Here is an 18822-nt window from a genome sequence, read left to right as displayed (position 1 = left end):
GTTATTATCTTGGTGCATCGTGACTGCCAGCATGGCTGTGCGCTGGGTTTAGCATACGTACCAAGGTTTTGTGCCGCCCTAGCCAATGATGCTTAAAAGCAGCAAGGGCGTGGCCCGCAGCTAAGATCATTAGTGCCAGTGCGCTGTACCAGTGTACGGTGCCCGCTTGGCTTGCCTGATTGGGCAAGCCATATAGCAACGCCGGCACCTCAAACCAACCGAACACACTAATGCCACTACCATCGGCAGTAGAAATTAAATAGCCACTCACCATAACGACTAATAAAAGCACATAGAGCGCAATATGACCGAGATGGGCCGCAATAGTTTCTAATTGGCTACCCTCGGCGAAAGGCGTCGGCTGGACGAAGCGCCATACCAAACGCGCAAAGGTAGCCAACAATAGCAAAATGCCAATCGAGCGGTGTACCCAAGGCCCCTGATTATACCAAGGGTTATAATAGCCCAGGTCAGTCATCCACCAGCCCAGTACAAACAGACCAATAATGGCCAGCGCGCTTAGCCAATGAAACAGAATACTAATCAATCCCCAACCGGTGCGACTGTTACGCCACATTGTGCTATTCCTCATTTTTATCTATAGCGGCTTCAACTTAGCCAACGCGCTTATCAGATCTTGGATTACGCTATTCGTCCACGCCCAGAACCTTACCGCTAGAAGCTAATAAAAACTGCTGAAAAAAGCAGGATATTTCATTCGTAAAAACCATTGAATAACCCGATAACAACCTTTACGCAGTTCGCCTTTCTAAAAAGTCAAAGTCAATCCATTCTATAAAATCGAATAAATAGAGCAAATATAACCAATTTTATAATTTTGTTTGCGCGCTTACTATTAGCGCATGTCCTACAAGACATCCAGAAATGACCGAAAAACGGTACATAAACTTTCTATTAGAGAGCGCCAATCATGAAAAAAATGACCCTTATCACCGCTATTGCCATGACATTGACTTCTACTGCCGTTCTAGCTGAACAGGGTTCTGGCGAGCTTAACCAGATTACTCAGCCTAGCTCTTCAGCGAATTACAGCACTGACAGCGTGCACCTGACACCAGCTGATTTGCCATTGGTCAACGGCGATGCGAAGAACAACATCGTTGTTGCTCCGAGCTCTCACATCAATCACTCTTCCAGCAATGAAGACCAGATTGCGCTGTCAGATCTGCCTCACCGCAACGCTTCTTAAAACAAATAAGGGTGCTTTGTTTGCACAGCATATGACTCATTAGGTTTCAAAAGTACGAAAAACCCACCTTTCAAAGGTGGGTTTTCGTTACTGTACAGGATTGCTTAACATCAATTAGCCAGCCAGAACATCCAGTCCACGAGCAAGATCGCGCTGGATATCCTGCTGACTCTCAAGCCCTACCGCCACGCGGATCAGCCCTGGCGCAATACCCGCCGCATCTTTCTGAGCATCAGACAAACGCCCATGGGTAGTGGTGGCCGGATGAGTAATGGTGGATTTAACGTCACCCAAGTTACCCGTTATCGAAAGCATTCGGGTTGCATCGATCACCTGCCACGCCCCCTCTTGCCCACCTTTCACTTCAAAACCCAGCACCGCGCCAAACCCTTTCTGCTGCTGTTTGGCCAAGGCGTGCTGAGGATGATTCTCCAGGCCGCTATAAAACACATGCTTAACAGCCGGGTGGGCATCCAGCCAACGCGCTAGAGTCAAGGCATTTTCACAGTGGGCCTTCATGCGCAGCGACAGGGTTTCCAGGCCCTTGGTAAAAATCCACGCGTTGAAGGGGCTCAGACAAGGCCCGCAGGTGCGCACCACGCCGAACACTTCTTCAAGCAGCGCATGGCTACCTACCACGGCACCACCGACTGCACGGCCTTGGCCGTCCAGGTACTTGGTCGCCGAGTGGATCACTAAATCGGCGCCTAGCGCCAGCGGCTGCTGGAGCGCCGGGGTAAGAAAGCAGTTATCTATCGCCAGTAGCGCATCGTGACGCTTTGCCAACGCTGCCAGCGCTGGAATATCAGCAATTTCTGACAGCGGATTTGAGGGTGTTTCAGCAAACAGTAGCCGCGTTTTTGGAGTAATCGCCGCCTCCCAGGCTGAAATGTTGGAGAGCTCCACATAGTGCGTGGTAATACCAAACTTACCCAGGTACTTATCGAACAGACTAACCGTTGAACCAAACAGTGACCGGGAGGCAACAATCTCATCCCCTGCTGAAAGTAGCGCCAGCGCGGTAGAGAGAATAGCGGACATACCCGAGCTGGTGGCCACACAGCGCTCGCCGCCTTCAAGGGCCGCCAGACGGCGCTCAAAGGTATGCACTGTTGGGTTGGTAAAGCGCGAGTAGACGTTGCCCGGCTCCTGCCCACCAAATTTACGCGCCGCTTCTGCAGCGCTTTCGTAGACAAAGCTTGAGGTCGGAAAAATAGGCTCCGAGTGTTCCTGCTCGAAGGTGCGCTGATGGCCAGCCCGAATCGCCAGCGTCTCTAGTGACCACTCATCCTGGTGACTTTCCTGGTGATTATCATCCTGCATATGGCTTCTCTCCTAATCGTCCAGGTCATCGTCCTGATTATGCATATCAACCAGGGCATGGTCACCGGCGCTTTGATCCTTGGCGGAATCATTGCGGCTAGCTTCCAAGGCGGCCAGGTAGGCGTCGTCGATATCACCGGTCACGTAGTTGCCGTCAAACACCGAGCAATCAAACTCTTCCATTTCAGGATTCACTTCGCGGCAGGCCGCTTTTAGATCTTCCAGGTTTTGATAGAAGATACGGTCAGCGCCAATCAAATCCCCAACTTCTTCTTCGCTACGGCCATGGGCAATCAATTCAGACGCCGCTGGCATATCGATGCCGTAAACGTTAGGGAATCGCACCGGGGGCGCTGCTGAAGCAAAATAAACTTTACGCGCGCCTGCATCGCGGGCCATTTGAATGATCTGCTTACAGGTCGTGCCGCGCACAATAGAGTCGTCCACCAGCAGGACATTTTTACCCTTAAACTCAACGTCTATAGCATTGAGCTTTTGGCGTACGGATTTTTTACGCTGGGTTTGCCCCGGCATAATAAAGGTACGGCCAATATAGCGGTTCTTCATGAACCCTTCGCGGTAGGTCACACCGAGGTGCTGCGCCATTTCAAGGGCGGAGGTGCGCGACGTATCAGGGATCGGGATGACCACGTCGATATCGTGATCCGGCCACTCATTGAGGATGCGGTCACCCAGCTTGCGACCCATTTGCATACGGGTGCCGTAAACATAGGCGCCATCCAGCAGCGAATCGGGACGCGCCAGATAAACGTGCTCAAAAATACACGAACGTAGCTCGGGACGGTCAGCACATACCTGAGTATGAATATTGCCTTCAATATCGACAAAGATGGCTTCGCCAGGTGAAAGGTCGCGCTCAAGCTCAAAACCGCCCACGTCCAAGGCAACGGACTCGGAGGCGATCATCACCGCCTGCCCGTTCTCCTCTTCGCGAGTACCAAACACCACGGGTCGAATACCGAAGGGGTCGCGGAACGCCACCATGCCGAAGCCGTTAATAATCGCGACAGCAGCATAACCGCCCTTGCAGCGACGGTGAACGCGACGCACGGCGTCGAAGATATCTTCCGCTTCCAGGTGCAAACCCTGTTTGCCCAGCTCGTGAGCAAAGACATTGAGCAGCACTTCAGAATCGGAGCTGGTATTAATATGACGCAGGTCGGTAGAGAACAGCTCCTGCTTCAACTGCTCGGAGTTGGTCAGGTTGCCATTATGCGCCAGCGCAATACCGTAAGGAGAGTTAACATAGAACGGCTGTGACTCGGCTTCACTTGAAGAGCCTGCCGTCGGGTAACGCACGTGACCAATGCCTAGATTACCTTTTAGGCGGGCCATATGGCGGGTGTGAAATACATCACGTACCAAGCCGTTACTCTTGCGCAGTAGGAAGCGTCCCTCGCTCCATGTCATCATGCCGGCAGCGTCCTGGCCACGATGCTGAAGTACGGTCAGGGCATCGTAGATTCCCTGATTTACCGCCTGCTTGCCCAGAAGGCCCACTATACCGCACATTCACGTTACCTCGCTTAATGCCATGGCTTACCTAAGTCACATACCTAAGAAAGCCCGAACGTTCGTAGAATCGACTTCAGTAGCAGGTCAATCACCTGCTGGGATAACCTCACGCTCCGCCGCACCGGGCAGACGCAGTTCAGGTAGAGAGATGTTGCGCAGCGACGATGGCGCTTCTGGGAGCTCGCGATCCCACTGATCTAACTGGCTCACCGCCCAATCGCGCAGTTGAATAAAGGTTGGGCGCAGCTCAGCTTGTTGCCACGCCTGCAGTTCCGCCAGCGGTGTTAGGGTAATCAATACAGTAGCAATAAGCAGAATAACCGCTCCGCGGGCAACGCCAAAAGCGGCCCCCGCCACGCGGTTCAAAAGCCCCATGCCCACCCATTCAATCGCCGCATGCACCAAGCGAATCACTATGCCGCAAAGCAAAATAACGGCAAAAATCACCAGTATAAAAGCGAGTACCAGGCGGGCATCAAAGCTATCGATAAACCCGCTCATCAGTTCGGCCACCGGTTCGGCAAGTACTCGGGCAACCATTAAGGCAACGACCCAGGCTGCCAAACCCAATGCTTCGCGAACAAATCCTCTAACGAATCCGGCTAGCATTGATAGCGCCAGCACGGCCAAGAAAACCGCATCAATCCATGTTAACGCCATGGTTTAGTCTCTTACCCGAACAAGAAGGCCCTGCACATTGGCTCGCTCTTTGATCGAGGTCATGGCGGACTCACCCTCTTCAGAAGTGGCATAAGGGCCCACAAAGACGGTGGTCATATTATTGTCCCGCTCACGCTGATAAACAGTAAACCCCTCCCCCGAAAGTTGCTCGCTAAGGCGCTGCGCATTGCCGGGCTCACCAAAGCTGCCGACTTGCACCGCCCACTCTCCCTGAGCGCTGGCGGCGGGGGGCGAAGAGCTAGACGAGGAGCTTTGCGATGAACGTTGTGAAGAGTCCTGTGAAGAGCTTTGCGACGAGTCTTCACTGCTGCTTTGGGCGCTGCCACTATTGCTGGCAATCAGGTCAGCAATAGGGTCACTATCAGAGATTGACGGAGCTTCATCGGGCTCACTGGATCCCGCCGCCTCGGGACTGGAGGACGACTGATTAGCAGCAGCAATTTGATCGGTTTCCGGTAACCTCGGATCGACGTCAATAGGCATATCCCCCTCTTCATTACGGGGCGCTGACGATAGCGACTGCTCGCCAATGGTTGAAGGCCTTTCCGGTGCAGGAACGTCACGGCGCTCCACTTCAACGGGTTGCTCGATCACAAAGTTCGGCTGGGGACGCTCTTCCCTAGGCGCGGGGTCGCTCATTAACCACGGCACAAAGATCGCCAGTAGCGCGAGTAGAATCACAATACCGCTAATGCGTTCCGTTTTACCGTATTTCATTTCCGTCTCCATCAAGCGACACAGCGCCTGTTGGCAGTGGCCGAGCTAACAGTGCCGCTACTGTAAAGAACGACCCGGTGGCCAAGACACGATCATTGGGCGTTAACACGTTAGCGAGCCAATCGACGCCAGCTTGCGGCGAATCAGCGCGAAAATGCACTCGCCCTCCCTGAGCTATAATACGTTGCGACAACTCGCTTGCCTGGCAACCTCGCTCCCCACTCAGCGAAACGCATACCCAATCACTAATACGAGACGCTAACGCCTGTATGACACCGTCAATATCCTTATCATTCAACATGCCGATAAGGCCCCACTGTCGGCCATCTTCCGGCGGTCGCGGCAAGTGGCGAACGACATACTCGGCGGCATGAGGATTATGCCCCACATCCAGGCACCAAGGCCCAATCCACTGCAACCGCCCTGGCAACTGCACAGAACTCAGCGCTGCTTGCACGCGCGCCACTTCTAACCCAAGCCCTGCAAGCACAAGCGCCTGCAAAGCAGTGGCGGCGTTATCAACAGGCAGCCCCGGTTCGGGAAGGTCATCAATTACAATGCGTTGCCCATCCACCTGCTGCCCCTGCCAGCACCATCGAGAAGGCTCAGAGTCCATCGCCTTATGGGCAAATTGCTGGCCCAAACCAAACATAGGCGCTGCTAGTACCTGAGCACATTCAGCCACACTGGAAGGTAAGGTTTGACTGCCTAACACGGCGGGTCGATTGGCCCGAAAAATACCCGCTTTCTCGCGGCCAATCTGGGTTAAATCGGTGCCTAAAAAGTTAGCGTGATCCTGAGCAATAGTGGTAACAATGGCCACGTCCGCATCAATAATATTGACTGCATCAAGGCGACCACCCAGCCCCACTTCGAGGACCGCAAGATCCAGCTTGGCATTGGCCAAGCACCACAGCCCGCACAGTGTACCCGCTTCAAAATAGGTCAGACTGATTTCACCGCCTTGCAATCGCGCACGCTCAACCTGCTCAAAACCTTGCACCAGCAATTGATCGTCGGCTTCCTGGCCGTCGATTTTAACGCGTTCGTTGTAGCGCAATAAATGGGGAGAGGTGTAGGTACCCACTCGCCAACCATGGGCACGGGCAACGCTATCAATCATGGCAAGGGTTGAGCCCTTGCCATTGGTGCCTGCTACCGTAATGACCCGGGGGGCGATGGGGCTTGAAAGCAGCCCCATCCGCTTGGCAACCTGCGAGACCCGCTCCAGGCCCATATCTATCCCTACCGGATGCAGCGTTTCCAAATGCTGGAGCCACTGCTGCAAAGAGTAGAGCGGCAAAGAAGGTGTCTGTAGAGAGTCAGGCATTGCGTGAATGGTCATCACTCTTAGCGGTACTGGTGTCCTTCTGGGGCGCTTCAACCTTCTCAAAGGTGACGTCAGCAGTTTCCGCTAAGGTATCTTCCTCAACGATAGGCTCAACAACCTCAGCATCATCAGGATTGGTCGAACTCACCGGGGTTGCGTCGTGATGCGTTAACTTACGCAGCACGCTGCCCACGCGGGCACGCATTTCATGACGATGAACGATCATGTCGACAGTACCATGCTCAAGCAGAAACTCGCTGCGCTGGAACCCCTCTGGCAAGGTTTCACGCACCGTTTGCTCGATAACCCGCGGGCCGGCAAAACCAATCAAGGCATTGGGTTCGGCAATATTCAAGTCACCCAACATGGCTAGTGAGGCTGAAACACCGCCGAAGACGGGATCCGTAAGCACAGAAATATACGGCACACCCGCTTGTTTGAGCTTTTCAAGCGCGGCGGATGTTTTAGCCATCTGCATCAACGAGAAAAGCGCTTCCTGCATGCGGGCACCACCGGAGGCGGCAAAGCATACCAGCGGGATATTCTCTTCCAGCGCCAGAGTAGCGGCGCGAACAAACTTCTCGCCAACTACGGCCCCCATTGAGCCGCCCATAAAGGTGAACTCAAAGGCAACGGCGACCACCGGCAAACCGTCCAACTCACCGCGCATAGCGACCAGCGCATCTTTCTCGCCGGTATCTTTTTGCGCCGCGGTCAGGCGGTCTTTGTATTTTTTAGAGTCGCGAAACTTCAACCGATCATTAGGTTCGATTTCCGCCGCGATCTCTTCGCGTCCTGCTTTATCCAAGAACCAGTCCAAGCGTTTGCGTGCAGTCAAGCGCAGATGGTGATCGCACTTGGGACAGACGCTGTTATGTTTCTCTAGCTCAGGGAGGTAGAGAACCGCTTCGCACTTGGGACATTTACGCCAGAGGCCGTCGGGCACGCTAGCGCGACGGTCTTTACGCTGGATGCGACCCATAGAGGGTACGATCTTGTCTAACCAGCTCATATCAAAAAGGCTTCCGTTATACGTCAACGCCTGGCAGAACCAGGCTCGATGAGTGTCGTGAATCTATTCAGTATAGGCGATAAAGCATTTTGCCTTAGGCATCCATCGCCGTACGCATCTCTGCTAATACACTTTTCAACTGGCCCGCAATGGTTTCCGGCGCATCGACGCTTTCAGCGATACGGTTAACCAAAGCGCTACCTACAATCACACCATCGGCGACTTTAGCTACTTCTGCGGCAGTCACACCGTCGCGGATACCGAAACCAACACATAGCGGTAAATCGGTCATCCCCCGCAGCGGCGCCAAATGCTCAGCCACATCGTCTGCGTTCAGGGTGGCGGCACCGGTCACGCCTTTCAGCGAAACGTAGTAGAGGTAGCCCTCGCCATGGGCGCATATTGTAGCGGCACGCTCATTAGAAGTGGTAGGTGCAACGAGAAAAATCGCCGCTAAATCCCGCGATTTCAGCAGCGGCCCAATCTCGTCGGCCTCTTCAGGTGGCATATCCACAATCAGCACACCGTCAACGCCCACGCTGGCGGCTTGATCGGCAAAGTTTTCGTAGCCGATACGCTCAATGGGATTCAAGTAGCCCATTAACACAACCGGTGTGGTGGTATCGGTTTGGCGGAACTCTTTGACCATCTGCATAAGGTCAATCAGCCGTGTGCCCTGCTTTAACGCACGTTCACAGGCTTTTTGAATCACCGGGCCATCCGCCATGGGGTCGGAAAAAGGCACGCCTAGCTCAATCACATCAGCGCCTGCTTCCACCAGGGCATGCATAAACCCCACGGTGTACTGCGGCGCTGGATCACCTGCGGTGATGTAAGGAATCAGGGCCTTGCGTCCCTGCTGCTTAAGTTCACTGAAACGCTGATCAATACGGTTCATGCTCGCCCTTAAAAAAGCTGACCTTAAAATTCGATGCCATCAATCTTAGCAACGGTCATGATGTCTTTGTCGCCACGCCCGGAGAGGTTAACCACGATATGCTGGTCAGGACGCATGGTAGGCGCCAATACCTTGGCATGAGCCAGCGCATGGGCCGACTCAAGGGCGGGCATAATGCCTTCCATGTGGGTCAGCTCACGGAACGCTTCGAGCACTTCTTTATCGTTAGCGGCCACATAGGAGACCCGCCCCACGTCTTTCCACAGCGCGTGCTCTGGGCCTACGCCAGGATAATCCAGGCCGGCTGAAATGGAGTGCGTATCCGACACCTGCCCGGCTTCATCTGACATTAAGTAGGTGCGGTTACCGTGGAGCACGCCTCGCGGCGCATTGGATGCCAACGGCGCCGCGTGACGGCCGGTTTCAACGCCATCGCCACCGGCTTCAACGCCGTACATGGCCACGTCGTCATCTTCCACGAAGGGGTAGAACAGACCCAAGGCGTTAGAGCCACCGCCCACACAGGCAATCAGTGCGTCAGGTAAACGGCCGATCTGCTCCAGCGACTGACGGCGCGCTTCGCGCCCTACTACGGCGTTGAAATCGCGCACCAGCAGCGGATAAGGGTGCGGGCCGGCCACGGTACCGATGATATAGAAGGTGTTGTCAACGTTGGTGACCCAGTCACGCAGCGCTTCGTTCATGGCGTCTTTGAGGGTGCGGGTACCTGACTCTACCGGAATGACCCGGGCGCCCAATAGGCGCATACGGTACACGTTCAGCTTTTGGCGCTGGACGTCTTCAGCCCCCATATAAACGTCGCACTCAAGCCCTAAGCGAGCGGCGACGGTTGCCGAGGCAACGCCATGCTGGCCCGCCCCGGTTTCCGCGATAATGCGTGGCTTGCCGGTTTTTTTGGCCAGCAGCGCCTGACCAATGGTGTTGTTTACCTTATGAGCGCCAGTGTGATTCAGATCTTCCCGCTTCAACCAAATCTGTGCACCGCCAAGACTCGCCGACCAGCGTTTGGCGTGGTAGAGCGGCGATGGACGCCCCACATAGTGGGCAAGATCGTAGTCAAACTCAGCCTGAAAGTCGGGGTCATCACGCAAGCTTGAGTACGTTTTCTCCAACTCTTCCAACGCAAAGCTCAGGGTCTCTGACACAAATCGACCGCCGTAAGGGCCAAAATGACCGCGGGCATCCGGCATTTGGGTCAGATCACTGAACTTGGTTTTTGGTGCAGGCGTCGCAGAAACAGTCACAGGGATACCTCACAAGATCGCCAGAACAGGCAAACAATAAATGAATCGTCGTAAACACGTAGCTCGATAAAATACCTATAAGCAATACGTATAAATTACACACAAACTAGTCGCACATAAACGGCGAACGCTAACGGGTGTCGGCTAATGCCACTTGACGCACGAAACACGCCATCTTGTCAGCATCTTTACAGCCGTGGGAGGCTTCAATACCGCCAGACACATCCACGGCATAGGGCGCTACCTGACGCACAGCGTCAGCAATGTTATCAGCACTCAACCCACCGGCGAGGATAACAGGTTTTGCAAGATTTGCGGGGATTCTCGACCAATCAAAGGTCTCCCCCGTGCCCCCTGGCGTTCCCGGCCGATAAGCGTCAAGCAGCAGCGCCTGGGCGTGATGATAGCGCTCTGTCTCCTGAGCAAGATCTATCTCATCACGCATGCGCAACGCTTTCATCCAGGGTAACGAAAAGCGCTGGCACTCATCGGGCGATTCATTGCCGTGAAACTGAAGCATATCGAGATAGGGCACGCACTGCTCAATGAGCTCTGCAGGCTGGTCGACAAACAACCCCACGCGGGTCACAAAGGCGGGCACGCGGGCAGAGAGCGCCGCCAGTTGTTCGACGCTCACACTGCGCGCACTTTTGGGCCACATAACGAAACCCAAGGCGTCCACGCCCAGCGCCACGGCGCGGTCAACATCCTCACCACGGGTAAAGCCACAGAACTTGATCCGGGTGCGGGTTAGCGGAGCAGTGCTCATGACGACGCCTCCTGCTCAGGGGTAGCTGCCGGGTTACGCAGCGAGCGATTGCGCCGATAGGCCACCCGTGGCGTATCAGGAAGCTCACGTTCTCCAGTCCACTCTCCGGTAAACGAGAGCAGATGCGGCCCCAGCGGCTCTTTAGGCAAATCAAAGCGCTCATCGTAAACCGAATCGACAAAATGCAGCCCGCAGGCGGGAGCTGTAACATCCCCTTTGCGACGGTTTTTAAGCGCTAAAAGTTCACCAATATAAGCTTCAGCCTGGGCACCGCGTCCGACGCTCACCAGCGCTCCAGCAATGTTACGAATCATGTGGTGCAAGAACGCGTTGCCTTGAATATCGATCATCACCAGCTGGCCGTACCGCTTCACGTCCACAAAGTGCATATGCCGCCAGGGGGTTTTGGATTGACAGCCAGCGGCACGGAAGCTGGAAAAATCGTGCTCACCTACCAGCGCCTGGGCGGCCCGGTGCATGGCATCGGCGTCTAAGGGGTCACGGCACCAGGTCACATTGGTACGTTCCAATACCGGGCGGCTTATCTGATTCAGCAGCACGTAGCGGTAGCGGCGCCCTAAGGCGCACAGGCGGGAATGAAAGTCGTCGCCCACTGGTTTCACCCAGCGCACGGCTATGTCGCGCGGTAACTGGGTATTGGCACCAAAAATCCAGGCTTTCTCAGAACGCCCCGCGGTGGGGTCAAAATGCACGATTTGGCGCGTGGCATGCACACCCGAATCAGTGCGACCGCTGGCATGCACCTGAATAGGCTCATTGGCCACCTTGGACAGCGCAGCCTCTAACGAAGCCTGGACAGATGCGGCGTGCTTAAGGCGCTGGAAACCGCAGTAATGGGTACCGTCGTACTCAATACCCATTGCCAAACGGCCAGTAAGCGGAATTTTCTCATCGAAGTGATAGAACAGCGTCATCAAGCCACATCATTTTGAAGATTTTGAAGGATCGCTATTATCCAGGCCTCGCGGCTTGAATGCTACCTCTTCAATGTCCCACTCCTCTTCAATTGGCCTACGTGGCTGTCTAACAGATGCCTCAGACGGAGCAGATGATTCAGTTGGAAACTCTACCGTGGGTTGCATAGGCGTTTCCAAACGGCTCTGCTCAGCTTTATCGAAGGGAGTTGTTAGCCTTGGGGGCTGATAGTCAATAAAGCGATGACCAGGTTCGCTAACCTCTTCAGAAGCGCTCGTTTCAGCTGATTCCTGCTTTGATGCCGCTCCCCCCTCAGTGACGTCGGTAGCGGTTCTCGGCTCTGTCTGTTGGACAGAGTCCATCTGTACCTCTTCTGGCGATTCAGTGCTAAAGGCGGCAAGCATTGCGCGCAAAGGCCGTGCGCTAGGCGGTGGCGCTAGCGAGGTATGCTCGGCGCTGCCCGCGCCACCTCCATAGGGCTCGTAGCGGCGTTGACGTCCCTGCTCTGCCAGTCCTGCTGCCTGGCTTTTCTCATAGTGAAACGGTGCTTCTTGTGGGGGCACTTCTGGTTCTGCGTTAACAAACCACTCTTTGGTCGAAAACACCGGTTCCTGTTGGTGGCTGAACAGGGGAGAGGCATTCTCGGCACTTGTCCCCTCCTCTGTACTGGCAGCCTGTGACTCATCGACCTTTTCTGTCTCGCTGGCGGCTAAAGGTATATCAGTGGTGCCTACGTTGAAGGGCGTGGTTTGGGACTGGTTGCTATCGCGGCGAGGAGTAGTCGGCTGCACAGGCGAAGCAGTGCTGTTATCCGCGCTTGAAGACGCCGTGGGTGTAGGCACTGACTCCTGCAAAGTGGAAATAGGCTCCCAACTCTCCTCTCGCCGCTTACGGAGCAATAACAGCAACCCTATAAGCAGCACAATAGCAACGGCAGCTAATGGCCACTGATAGCGAGCAATTAAACTAATCAAATCTTGATCAGCCTTTTGGGCATTGCTCGCCGCGAGCTGCGTTTGCGCCTGCTGCTGGGCAGCAAGTGACTCGCTTAAGGCCTGGTTAAGCGAGCCGACTTCACTATCTAACGCATTGATCTCAGCGCGCATCAGCTCACGCTCATCAAGGACTTGCTGAAGGGTCGCCTGACTCAAGCGAAGCTGCTCTGTTAATTCCACGGGCGTTAATGCTTCGACCTGCTCGTCTCTCTCTTCCGCTCCTTCAGGGACTTCTGCCCTAGACGCCTCCTCTTCACTCATTTCAGGCGCACTCCCCTCTGACTCGACTGGCTCTGAAGCCGCGGCAGCCAGGCCAGCATCAGGGGTACCCATACTGTTACTCTGCACTGCTTGGGCAGTTGCTATCGCCAAATCAGAGATCGAGAGAGTTTCAACATTGCGCTCTGCGGGGGGAAGTGGCACCTCCTGGAGACTTCCATTACGCCGCGAGCGCCAAGCTTCATTCATAGCCTGAATAGTCGAGGCGGCATCTACTCGAGAGCGTGCCAGCACGCGCTGGGAATCTGGCACCTGTAGCGTTCGACCCGCGCGCATATCGTGAACGTTGCCTGATGGAAATACATTAGGATTGGCTTCAAGCAGCGCAACCATCATTTGCTGCACGCTAGCATCAGCAGGTTTTATGCGCTCGGCCACGCCCCATAAAGTATCGCCACTGCCTACGTAGGCACTGGTTTGACTGCTGCTACCAGCAACCTCGCTTCCTATGGACTGTTCTGTCGTTAAAGAATCACTTAGGGTAGATACAGGGAGAGCGTTTGAGGCGTCAATCTGACCCTGATTACTCGCCTGCGAAGTGTTGAGGCCATTCTCTTGTGTATTGTTTTGAGCGCTATCTAGCGTACCGCCCTGCGCCGCGGTCTCAGAATAGCCCTGAGGATCAAACAGCAGGGTAACTTCACGGGTATGCTGTCCACCTGGATAGTCAATAGTCAGCAGCAGCTCTAGCCACGGTTCCTCCATTGACTGTTGCGAACTCAAGACTACCTGACGTTGCCCCTGCTGCTCACTGACTTGAGCTCGAACATTAGCCACTAGTGGTGACCATTCAAGTCCAACTGAAGCAAACTCTGACGGTTCGGCAACGCTTATTTGAATATCTTTAAGCGCGTATTGATTGCTCTCTAGCAACGGCATTGAAGCATCTAAAGGCGCATTCAGATACGAGCTGACACTCGCCTGGCCCAATCCAATGGCTAGTGCGAGAGGACTGACTGCACTCAGTGAGAGCCATGTAATCCACGTCAGTGTTTTTTTCATGAATGATCCCTACTGCCTACCTTTTAATATTCGGTGCCAAGTAAGCTGAGCTTCCAACCTAATGGCTAGTTTTAGCATAACTTAACCAAATAATGATCACTTTCCTACCAACGCTAGAAACTGCCGAGTAAAAAAAACGGGAAGCTGCGAACAGCTTCCCGTTTTTGACTTACCTGCGACAACGACAATTACTGTTCGCGCAAAATCTTCAGCATACGCTTCAGTGGCTCTGCAGCGCCCCACAGCAGTTGGTCACCCACGCTAAAGGCTGAAAGGTATTCTCCGCCCATTTGCAGCTTACGCAGGCGTCCAACCGGCACTTGCAGCGTGCCGGTAGCAGCCGCGGGCGTTAGGCCAGCAATGGTGGCGTCTTTGTCATTAGGAATCAGCTTGACCCACTCGTTGTGCTTGGCGATGCGATCTTCTATCTCATCCAGCGGCACATCGTGCTTCAGCTTGATAGTGAACGCCTGGCTGTGTGAGCGCATCGCACCGATACGCACGCACAGGCCATCGATGGGGATCGGGTTGTTATCGAGGCCAAGAATCTTATTGGTCTCAACACTGCCCTTCCACTCTTCGCGGCTCTGGCCGTTGTCTAGCTTGGTATCGATCCATGGCAGCAAACTACCTGCCAGCGGCGCAGCAAAGTTACCGGTCGGGAAGTCACCGCTGCGCATGGCAGCCGTTACTTTGCGGTCGATATCCAGAATCGCGCTTGAGGGATCTTTTAGCTCTTCGCCGACGCTATCGCGCAGTTGGCCCATTTGGTTGAGCAGCTCGCGCATGTGCTTAGCGCCCGAACCAGAAGCTGCCTGGTAGGTCATGGAGGTCATCCACTCGACCATATCGGCTTCAAACAGACCGCCCAAGCCCATGAGCATCAGACTCACGGTGCAGTTTCCGCCCACAAAGGTTTTGGCGCCTTTAGCTAGCTGGTCATCGATGACCTTGCGGTTGACCGGATCCAGCACGATAGTCGCTTCATCTTCCATACGCAGCGTACTGGCAGCGTCAATCCAGTAGCCTTTCCAGCCTGCGCTACGCAGGTCTTTATAGACGGGCTTGGTGTAGTCACCGCCCTGACAGGTGACAACAACGTCCAACGCTTTGAGCGCTTCAATATCAAAGGCGTCTTTTAGCGGAGGTACGTCTACACCGATGTCGGGGCCGGGCTGGCCAACCTGGGAGGTGGTGAAGAATACCGGCTCGATGCCATTGAAATCACCATCTTCCTGCATACGCTGCATTAGCACTGAGCCCACCATGCCGCGCCATCCCACGAAACCGACTTTCAACATATGAAGTCCTCCTGCAAAGAATGAGTCTTGGTATTATACACAATTCTTTACGCTGATTTTTGAAACCACATTGACCAGTGGTGTAATCACGACTGCGAAATCCAGGGCGCCGGGGATAGGTCGTAGAGGGGGGCATTTGCCATGGCCGTAAAATGCGTCCATGCAATTACGGCATTTCCGCCATCCATGGCGGTCAGTGGCAAATGTAGCGCCCAGGGAGGGGGTTACAGCGCCCCCTCGTAGACCTATCGCCGGAGTAGCCCGATAACTTTACTCACTGCTTTGCAAACGCCGCCAATACTGCATCACCCATGGCATCGGTACCGATGCTTTGCATACCTTCGGATGCGATATCCGCAGTGCGCAGACCGTCATCCAGCACGCTGCCGACGGCGGCTTCAATGCGCTCTGCCATGGCGTTCTCGTTCAGTGAGTAGCGGAGCATCATGGCCACCGAAAGCATCATGGCCAGTGGGTTAGCTACATTCTGACCGGCGATATCCGGCGCGCTGCCGTGGCATGGCTCGTACATGCCCTGCCCGCTTTCGTTTAGCGAAGCAGAAGGCAGCATACCGATGGAGCCGGTGAGCATAGCGGCAGCGTCAGAGAGAATGTCACCAAACATATTGCCAGTCACCACCACATCAAATTGCTTGGGTGCGCGCACTAGCTGCATGGCGGCGTTATCCACGTACATGTGAGAAAGCTCAACGTCTGGGTATTCCGGCGCTAAACGCTCCATCACTTCCCGCCACAAAATAGTGACTTCCAGTACGTTGGCTTTATCTACCGAGCAGAGCTTCTTGCCGCGCTTTTGGGCCATCTCGAAAGCGACACGACCAATACGCTCAATCTCGCTTTCAGAGTAGATATAGGTGTTAAAACCAACCCGCTCGCCGTTGCGTACTTCAATGCCTCGGGGCTGACCGAAGTAGATGCCGCCGGTGAGTTCGCGAACGATCATAATATCCAGCCCCGCCACCAGTTCCGGCCTCAGGCTGGAGGCGCTGGCCAACTGAGGGTAGAGCATTGCCGGGCGCAGGTTGCCGAACAGTCCAAGATTTTTACGCAGCCCCAACAGGCCTTTTTCAGGACGCTTGGAGAGGTCTTCAATTTTATCCCACTTGGGGCCACCCACGGCGCCCAACAAAATCGCACTGGCCACTTTGGCTTTTTCGAGAGTTTCCGCGGGCAGCGGCTCGCCATGAACATCGTAAGCGGAGCCGCCCACCAAGCCCTCTTCTACTTCAATATCCAAGCCCGCTTCTTGGCATGCCTTCAACAAGCGTGCCGCCTGAGCAGCTATCTCGGGGCCAATACCGTCACCCGGCAGCAGTAATACCTTATGAGTCATGCTGAATCCTTAACGTGTTATCGAGCGACATTAGCCGCTTTGCGCGTTGCAATGGGATTGCAACGCGCTATCAAACCTACTTTGAAAACTGGAAAGCCTTTACGCAGACTGCCGGAATAACCAGGGACGCGCAGCTTTATGTTTCTGCTCAAAGGCACGAATGGCGTCTTCGTCTTTTAACGTCAGGCCAATATCGTCCAATCCTTCCAGCAGGCAGTGCTTGCGGAACTCATCCACTTCAAATTCTAAAATCTCGCCGCTCGGTGTAATGACCCGCTGGTTCTCCAAGTCCACATCCAACTGATAGCCTTCACTGGCATCCACCTCGGCAAACAGGCGATCGACCACATCTTCTGGGAAAGTGATCAGCAAAATGCCGTTCTTGAACGAGTTGTTGTAGAAGATATCGGCAAAGCTAGGCGCAATCACGACCTTGAAACCGAAATCTTCCAGCGCCCAAGGCGCGTGCTCACGAGAACTGCCACAGCCAAAGTTGCGCCGAGCAAGTAGCACTTCAGCGCCTTTGAAGCGCGGCTGGTTCAAGACAAAATCAGGGTTCAGCGGGCGCTGTGAGCAGTCCTGCCCCGGCTGACCTTCATCCAAGTAGCGCAGTTCGTCAAACAGGTTAACGCCGAAGCCAGTTCGCTTGATCGACTTCAAAAACTGCTTCGGGATAATCAAATCGGTGTCGACGTTAGCGCGATCAAGGGGCGCTACCACGCCTTCAAAACGTTCAAATTTTTTCATGGTTTAGGCCTCCTGAGCGTGAGTGGCGTCGTTAGCGGGCAAGCTGCGAACATCAACAAAGTGACCGGCAATCGCCGCTGCCGCTGCCATGGCCGGGCTGACCAGGTGCGTGCGGCCACCGTAGCCCTGGCGCCCTTCAAAGTTGCGGTTAGAGGTCGAAGCGCAGTGTTCACCGGCACCCAGTTTATCCGCGTTCATAGCCAAACACATGGAGCAGCCCGGCTCGCGCCACTCAAAGCCTGCTTCAATAAAGATCTTATCCAGACCTTCCGCTTCAGCTTGGCGCTTCACCAAGCCAGAACCCGGCACCACCATGGCCAACTTGATGGAATCAGCTACCTTTTTACCCTTGGCGACTTTGGCGGCTTCGCGTAGATCTTCAATACGCGAGTTGGTGCAGGAGCCGATAAAGATTTTATCCAACTTGATATCAGTGATTTTCTGATTGGGGTGAAGGCCCATGTACTCGAGTGCGCGAGTGTGGCTGCGCTGCACGGTTTCATCCAGCGCGGCCTGCGGATCAGGCACTTGACCGGAAATACCGGTGACCATTTCAGGGCTGGTACCCCAGCTCACCTGTGGCTCGATCTCTTCAGCCTGCAAAGTAACCACCTTATCGAACTGCGCATCGTCGTCAGACACTAAGTTGCGCCAATCTGCCACGGCGGCATCCCACTGCTCTGCGGTAGGCGCAAAGGGACGCTTGGCCAGATAATCAATGGTGGTCTCGTCAACGGCGATCAAACCCACCCGTGCGCCCGCTTCAATGGCCATGTTGCAAACGGTCATGCGCCCTTCCATAGAGAGCGAGGCAATCGCGCTACCGGCAAATTCAATGGCATAACCAGTGCCGCCAGCGGTGCCAATCTTGCCGATAATTGCCAGTACCACATCTTTTGCTGTTACTCCCAGGCCCAGCTCACCTTCCACGCGCACCTGCATATTTTTCATTTTTTGCGCCAGCAAGCACTGAGTCGCCATCACGTGCTCGACCTCCGAGGTGCCGATACCGTGGGCCAAAGCACCAAAAGCGCCGTGGGTCGCGGTATGGGAGTCGCCACACACCACGGTCATTCCTGGCAGCGTGGCCCCCTGCTCGGGGCCAACTACGTGCACGATGCCCTGACGCGGATCGTTGATTTTGAACTCTTCGATGCCGTACTCAAGGCAGTTGTCGTCCAGGGTTTGCACCTGAATCAACGACACCGGGTCTTTAATACCGCTGTTGCCCTCGGCGCGCTCTTTAATGGTCGTTGGCACGTTATGGTCGGGCGTGGCTAAGTTAGCATCCAAACGCCACGGCTTACGGTTAGCTAAACGCAGGCCTTCAAACGCTTGCGGCGAGGTCACCTCGTGAAGCAGCTGGCGGTCGATATAGATCAACGCAGTGCCGTCATCACGCTGCTTGACCAAATGCTGATTCCAGAGTTTGTCGTAAAGTGTTTGACCTGACATATGGCTCTCCTG

The 18822-nt window shown here is 54.7% G+C and carries 17 protein-coding genes; 1 reads left to right on the top strand and 16 read right to left on the bottom strand.

Annotated features, from left to right (window positions below):
- Window positions 1–4 precede the first annotated feature (4 nt).
- Window positions 5–577: a cytochrome b gene (locus tag SR894_RS09150; protein ID WP_133730699.1), complete on the bottom strand. Its 573-nt coding sequence runs from the start codon at window positions 575–577 to the stop codon at window positions 5–7.
- Between the two features lie 354 nt (window positions 578–931).
- Between SR894_RS09150 and SR894_RS09145 the strand changes: the two genes are divergently transcribed.
- A complete protein-coding gene (locus SR894_RS09145) occupies window positions 932–1210 on the top strand; it encodes a hypothetical protein (protein WP_133730698.1) in 279 nt (92 codons plus the stop codon).
- A 114-nt stretch (window positions 1211–1324) separates the two neighbouring features.
- Here the strand turns inward: SR894_RS09145 and SR894_RS09140 are convergent, their stop codons facing one another.
- The 15 genes from SR894_RS09140 to leuC form a co-directional block, all read right to left on the bottom strand.
- The gene (locus tag SR894_RS09140; RefSeq protein ID WP_133730697.1) at window positions 1325–2533 is read right to left on the bottom strand and encodes an O-succinylhomoserine sulfhydrylase; all 1209 of its coding nucleotides are present in this window, start codon (window positions 2531–2533) and stop codon (window positions 1325–1327) included.
- Between the two features lie 12 nt (window positions 2534–2545).
- A complete protein-coding gene (gene purF / locus SR894_RS09135) occupies window positions 2546–4066 on the bottom strand; it encodes an amidophosphoribosyltransferase (RefSeq protein WP_009286952.1) in 1521 nt (506 codons plus the stop codon).
- Window positions 4067–4153: 87 nt separating this feature from the next.
- Window positions 4154–4729 carry a CvpA family protein gene (locus SR894_RS09130; protein ID WP_133730696.1) on the bottom strand — a complete coding sequence of 192 codons (576 nt, stop codon included), beginning with the start codon at window positions 4727–4729 and terminating at the stop codon, window positions 4154–4156.
- A 3-nt stretch (window positions 4730–4732) separates the two neighbouring features.
- Window positions 4733–5467: an SPOR domain-containing protein gene (locus tag SR894_RS09125; protein ID WP_133730695.1), complete on the bottom strand. Its 735-nt coding sequence runs from the start codon at window positions 5465–5467 to the stop codon at window positions 4733–4735.
- Window positions 5454–6812, bottom strand: a complete 1359-nt coding sequence (gene folC, locus SR894_RS09120) for a bifunctional tetrahydrofolate synthase/dihydrofolate synthase (protein WP_244286495.1) — start codon at window positions 6810–6812, stop codon at window positions 5454–5456. Before folC ends, SR894_RS09125 begins: the two co-directional genes overlap by 14 nt.
- Entirely contained in the window at window positions 6790–7809 is a 1020-nt protein-coding gene (gene accD, locus SR894_RS09115) for an acetyl-CoA carboxylase, carboxyltransferase subunit beta (RefSeq protein ID WP_133730694.1), read from the bottom strand. The genes folC and accD overlap by 23 nt, the downstream gene beginning before the upstream one ends.
- Before the next feature lie 94 nt (window positions 7810–7903).
- The gene (gene trpA, locus SR894_RS09110) at window positions 7904–8707 is read right to left on the bottom strand and encodes a tryptophan synthase subunit alpha (protein WP_133730693.1); all 804 of its coding nucleotides are present in this window, start codon (window positions 8705–8707) and stop codon (window positions 7904–7906) included.
- 23 nt (window positions 8708–8730) lie between these two features.
- Window positions 8731–9918: a tryptophan synthase subunit beta gene (trpB, locus tag SR894_RS09105; protein WP_208862649.1), complete on the bottom strand. Its 1188-nt coding sequence runs from the start codon at window positions 9916–9918 to the stop codon at window positions 8731–8733.
- 184 nt (window positions 9919–10102) lie between these two features.
- Entirely contained in the window at window positions 10103–10741 is a 639-nt protein-coding gene (locus tag SR894_RS09100) for a phosphoribosylanthranilate isomerase (protein WP_133730691.1), read from the bottom strand.
- Entirely contained in the window at window positions 10738–11676 is a 939-nt protein-coding gene (gene truA / locus SR894_RS09095) for a tRNA pseudouridine(38-40) synthase TruA (RefSeq protein WP_133730690.1), read from the bottom strand. The genes SR894_RS09100 and truA overlap by 4 nt, the downstream gene beginning before the upstream one ends.
- Window positions 11677–11685: 9 nt before the next feature.
- On the bottom strand, window positions 11686–13953 hold the full coding sequence (locus tag SR894_RS09090; protein ID WP_133730689.1) for a FimV/HubP family polar landmark protein: 2268 nt from the start codon (window positions 13951–13953) through the stop codon (window positions 11686–11688).
- Window positions 13954–14141: 188 nt separating this feature from the next.
- Window positions 14142–15254, bottom strand: a complete 1113-nt coding sequence (asd, locus tag SR894_RS09085; protein ID WP_133730688.1) for an aspartate-semialdehyde dehydrogenase — start codon at window positions 15252–15254, stop codon at window positions 14142–14144.
- A 274-nt stretch (window positions 15255–15528) separates the two neighbouring features.
- Window positions 15529–16608, bottom strand: a complete 1080-nt coding sequence (gene leuB / locus SR894_RS09080; protein ID WP_133730687.1) for a 3-isopropylmalate dehydrogenase — start codon at window positions 16606–16608, stop codon at window positions 15529–15531.
- A gap of 99 nt (window positions 16609–16707) precedes the next feature.
- Window positions 16708–17355, bottom strand: a complete 648-nt coding sequence (leuD, locus tag SR894_RS09075; RefSeq protein WP_133730686.1) for a 3-isopropylmalate dehydratase small subunit — start codon at window positions 17353–17355, stop codon at window positions 16708–16710.
- A 3-nt stretch (window positions 17356–17358) separates the two neighbouring features.
- The gene (gene leuC, locus SR894_RS09070) at window positions 17359–18810 is read right to left on the bottom strand and encodes a 3-isopropylmalate dehydratase large subunit (protein WP_133730685.1); all 1452 of its coding nucleotides are present in this window, start codon (window positions 18808–18810) and stop codon (window positions 17359–17361) included.
- Window positions 18811–18822: the final 12 nt, after the last annotated feature.

Origin of the sequence: Vreelandella neptunia, from assembly GCF_034479615.1 — a bacterium.
Classification (GTDB): Bacteria; Pseudomonadota; Gammaproteobacteria; order Pseudomonadales; family Halomonadaceae; genus Vreelandella; species Vreelandella neptunia.
The sequence above is the reverse complement of the archived record's forward strand: the minus strand, read 5'-3'. Positions and strand labels throughout refer to the sequence as shown.

What these genes read in the sequence shown, in the direction of transcription:
- SR894_RS09150 (WP_133730699.1), bottom strand. Translation starts at nt 577, where the DNA reads ATGTGGCGTAACAGTCGCACCGGTTGGGGATTGATTAGTATTCTGTTT.
- SR894_RS09145 (WP_133730698.1), top strand. Translation starts at nt 932, where the DNA reads ATGAAAAAAATGACCCTTATCACCGCTATTGCCATGACATTGACTTCT.
- SR894_RS09140 (WP_133730697.1), bottom strand. Translation starts at nt 2,533, where the DNA reads ATGCAGGATGATAATCACCAGGAAAGTCACCAGGATGAGTGGTCACTA.
- purF (WP_009286952.1), bottom strand. Translation starts at nt 4,066, where the DNA reads ATGTGCGGTATAGTGGGCCTTCTGGGCAAGCAGGCGGTAAATCAGGGA.
- SR894_RS09130 (WP_133730696.1), bottom strand. Translation starts at nt 4,729, where the DNA reads ATGGCGTTAACATGGATTGATGCGGTTTTCTTGGCCGTGCTGGCGCTA.
- SR894_RS09125 (WP_133730695.1), bottom strand. Translation starts at nt 5,467, where the DNA reads ATGAAATACGGTAAAACGGAACGCATTAGCGGTATTGTGATTCTACTC.
- folC (WP_244286495.1), bottom strand. Translation starts at nt 6,812, where the DNA reads ATGACCATTCACGCAATGCCTGACTCTCTACAGACACCTTCTTTGCCG.
- accD (WP_133730694.1), bottom strand. Translation starts at nt 7,809, where the DNA reads ATGAGCTGGTTAGACAAGATCGTACCCTCTATGGGTCGCATCCAGCGT.
- trpA (WP_133730693.1), bottom strand. Translation starts at nt 8,707, where the DNA reads ATGAACCGTATTGATCAGCGTTTCAGTGAACTTAAGCAGCAGGGACGC.
- trpB (WP_208862649.1), bottom strand. Translation starts at nt 9,918, where the DNA reads ATGCCGGATGCCCGCGGTCATTTTGGCCCTTACGGCGGTCGATTTGTG.
- SR894_RS09100 (WP_133730691.1), bottom strand. Translation starts at nt 10,741, where the DNA reads ATGAGCACTGCTCCGCTAACCCGCACCCGGATCAAGTTCTGTGGCTTT.
- truA (WP_133730690.1), bottom strand. Translation starts at nt 11,676, where the DNA reads ATGACGCTGTTCTATCACTTCGATGAGAAAATTCCGCTTACTGGCCGT.
- SR894_RS09090 (WP_133730689.1), bottom strand. Translation starts at nt 13,953, where the DNA reads ATGAAAAAAACACTGACGTGGATTACATGGCTCTCACTGAGTGCAGTC.
- asd (WP_133730688.1), bottom strand. Translation starts at nt 15,254, where the DNA reads ATGTTGAAAGTCGGTTTCGTGGGATGGCGCGGCATGGTGGGCTCAGTG.
- leuB (WP_133730687.1), bottom strand. Translation starts at nt 16,608, where the DNA reads ATGACTCATAAGGTATTACTGCTGCCGGGTGACGGTATTGGCCCCGAG.
- leuD (WP_133730686.1), bottom strand. Translation starts at nt 17,355, where the DNA reads ATGAAAAAATTTGAACGTTTTGAAGGCGTGGTAGCGCCCCTTGATCGC.
- leuC (WP_133730685.1), bottom strand. Translation starts at nt 18,810, where the DNA reads ATGTCAGGTCAAACACTTTACGACAAACTCTGGAATCAGCATTTGGTC.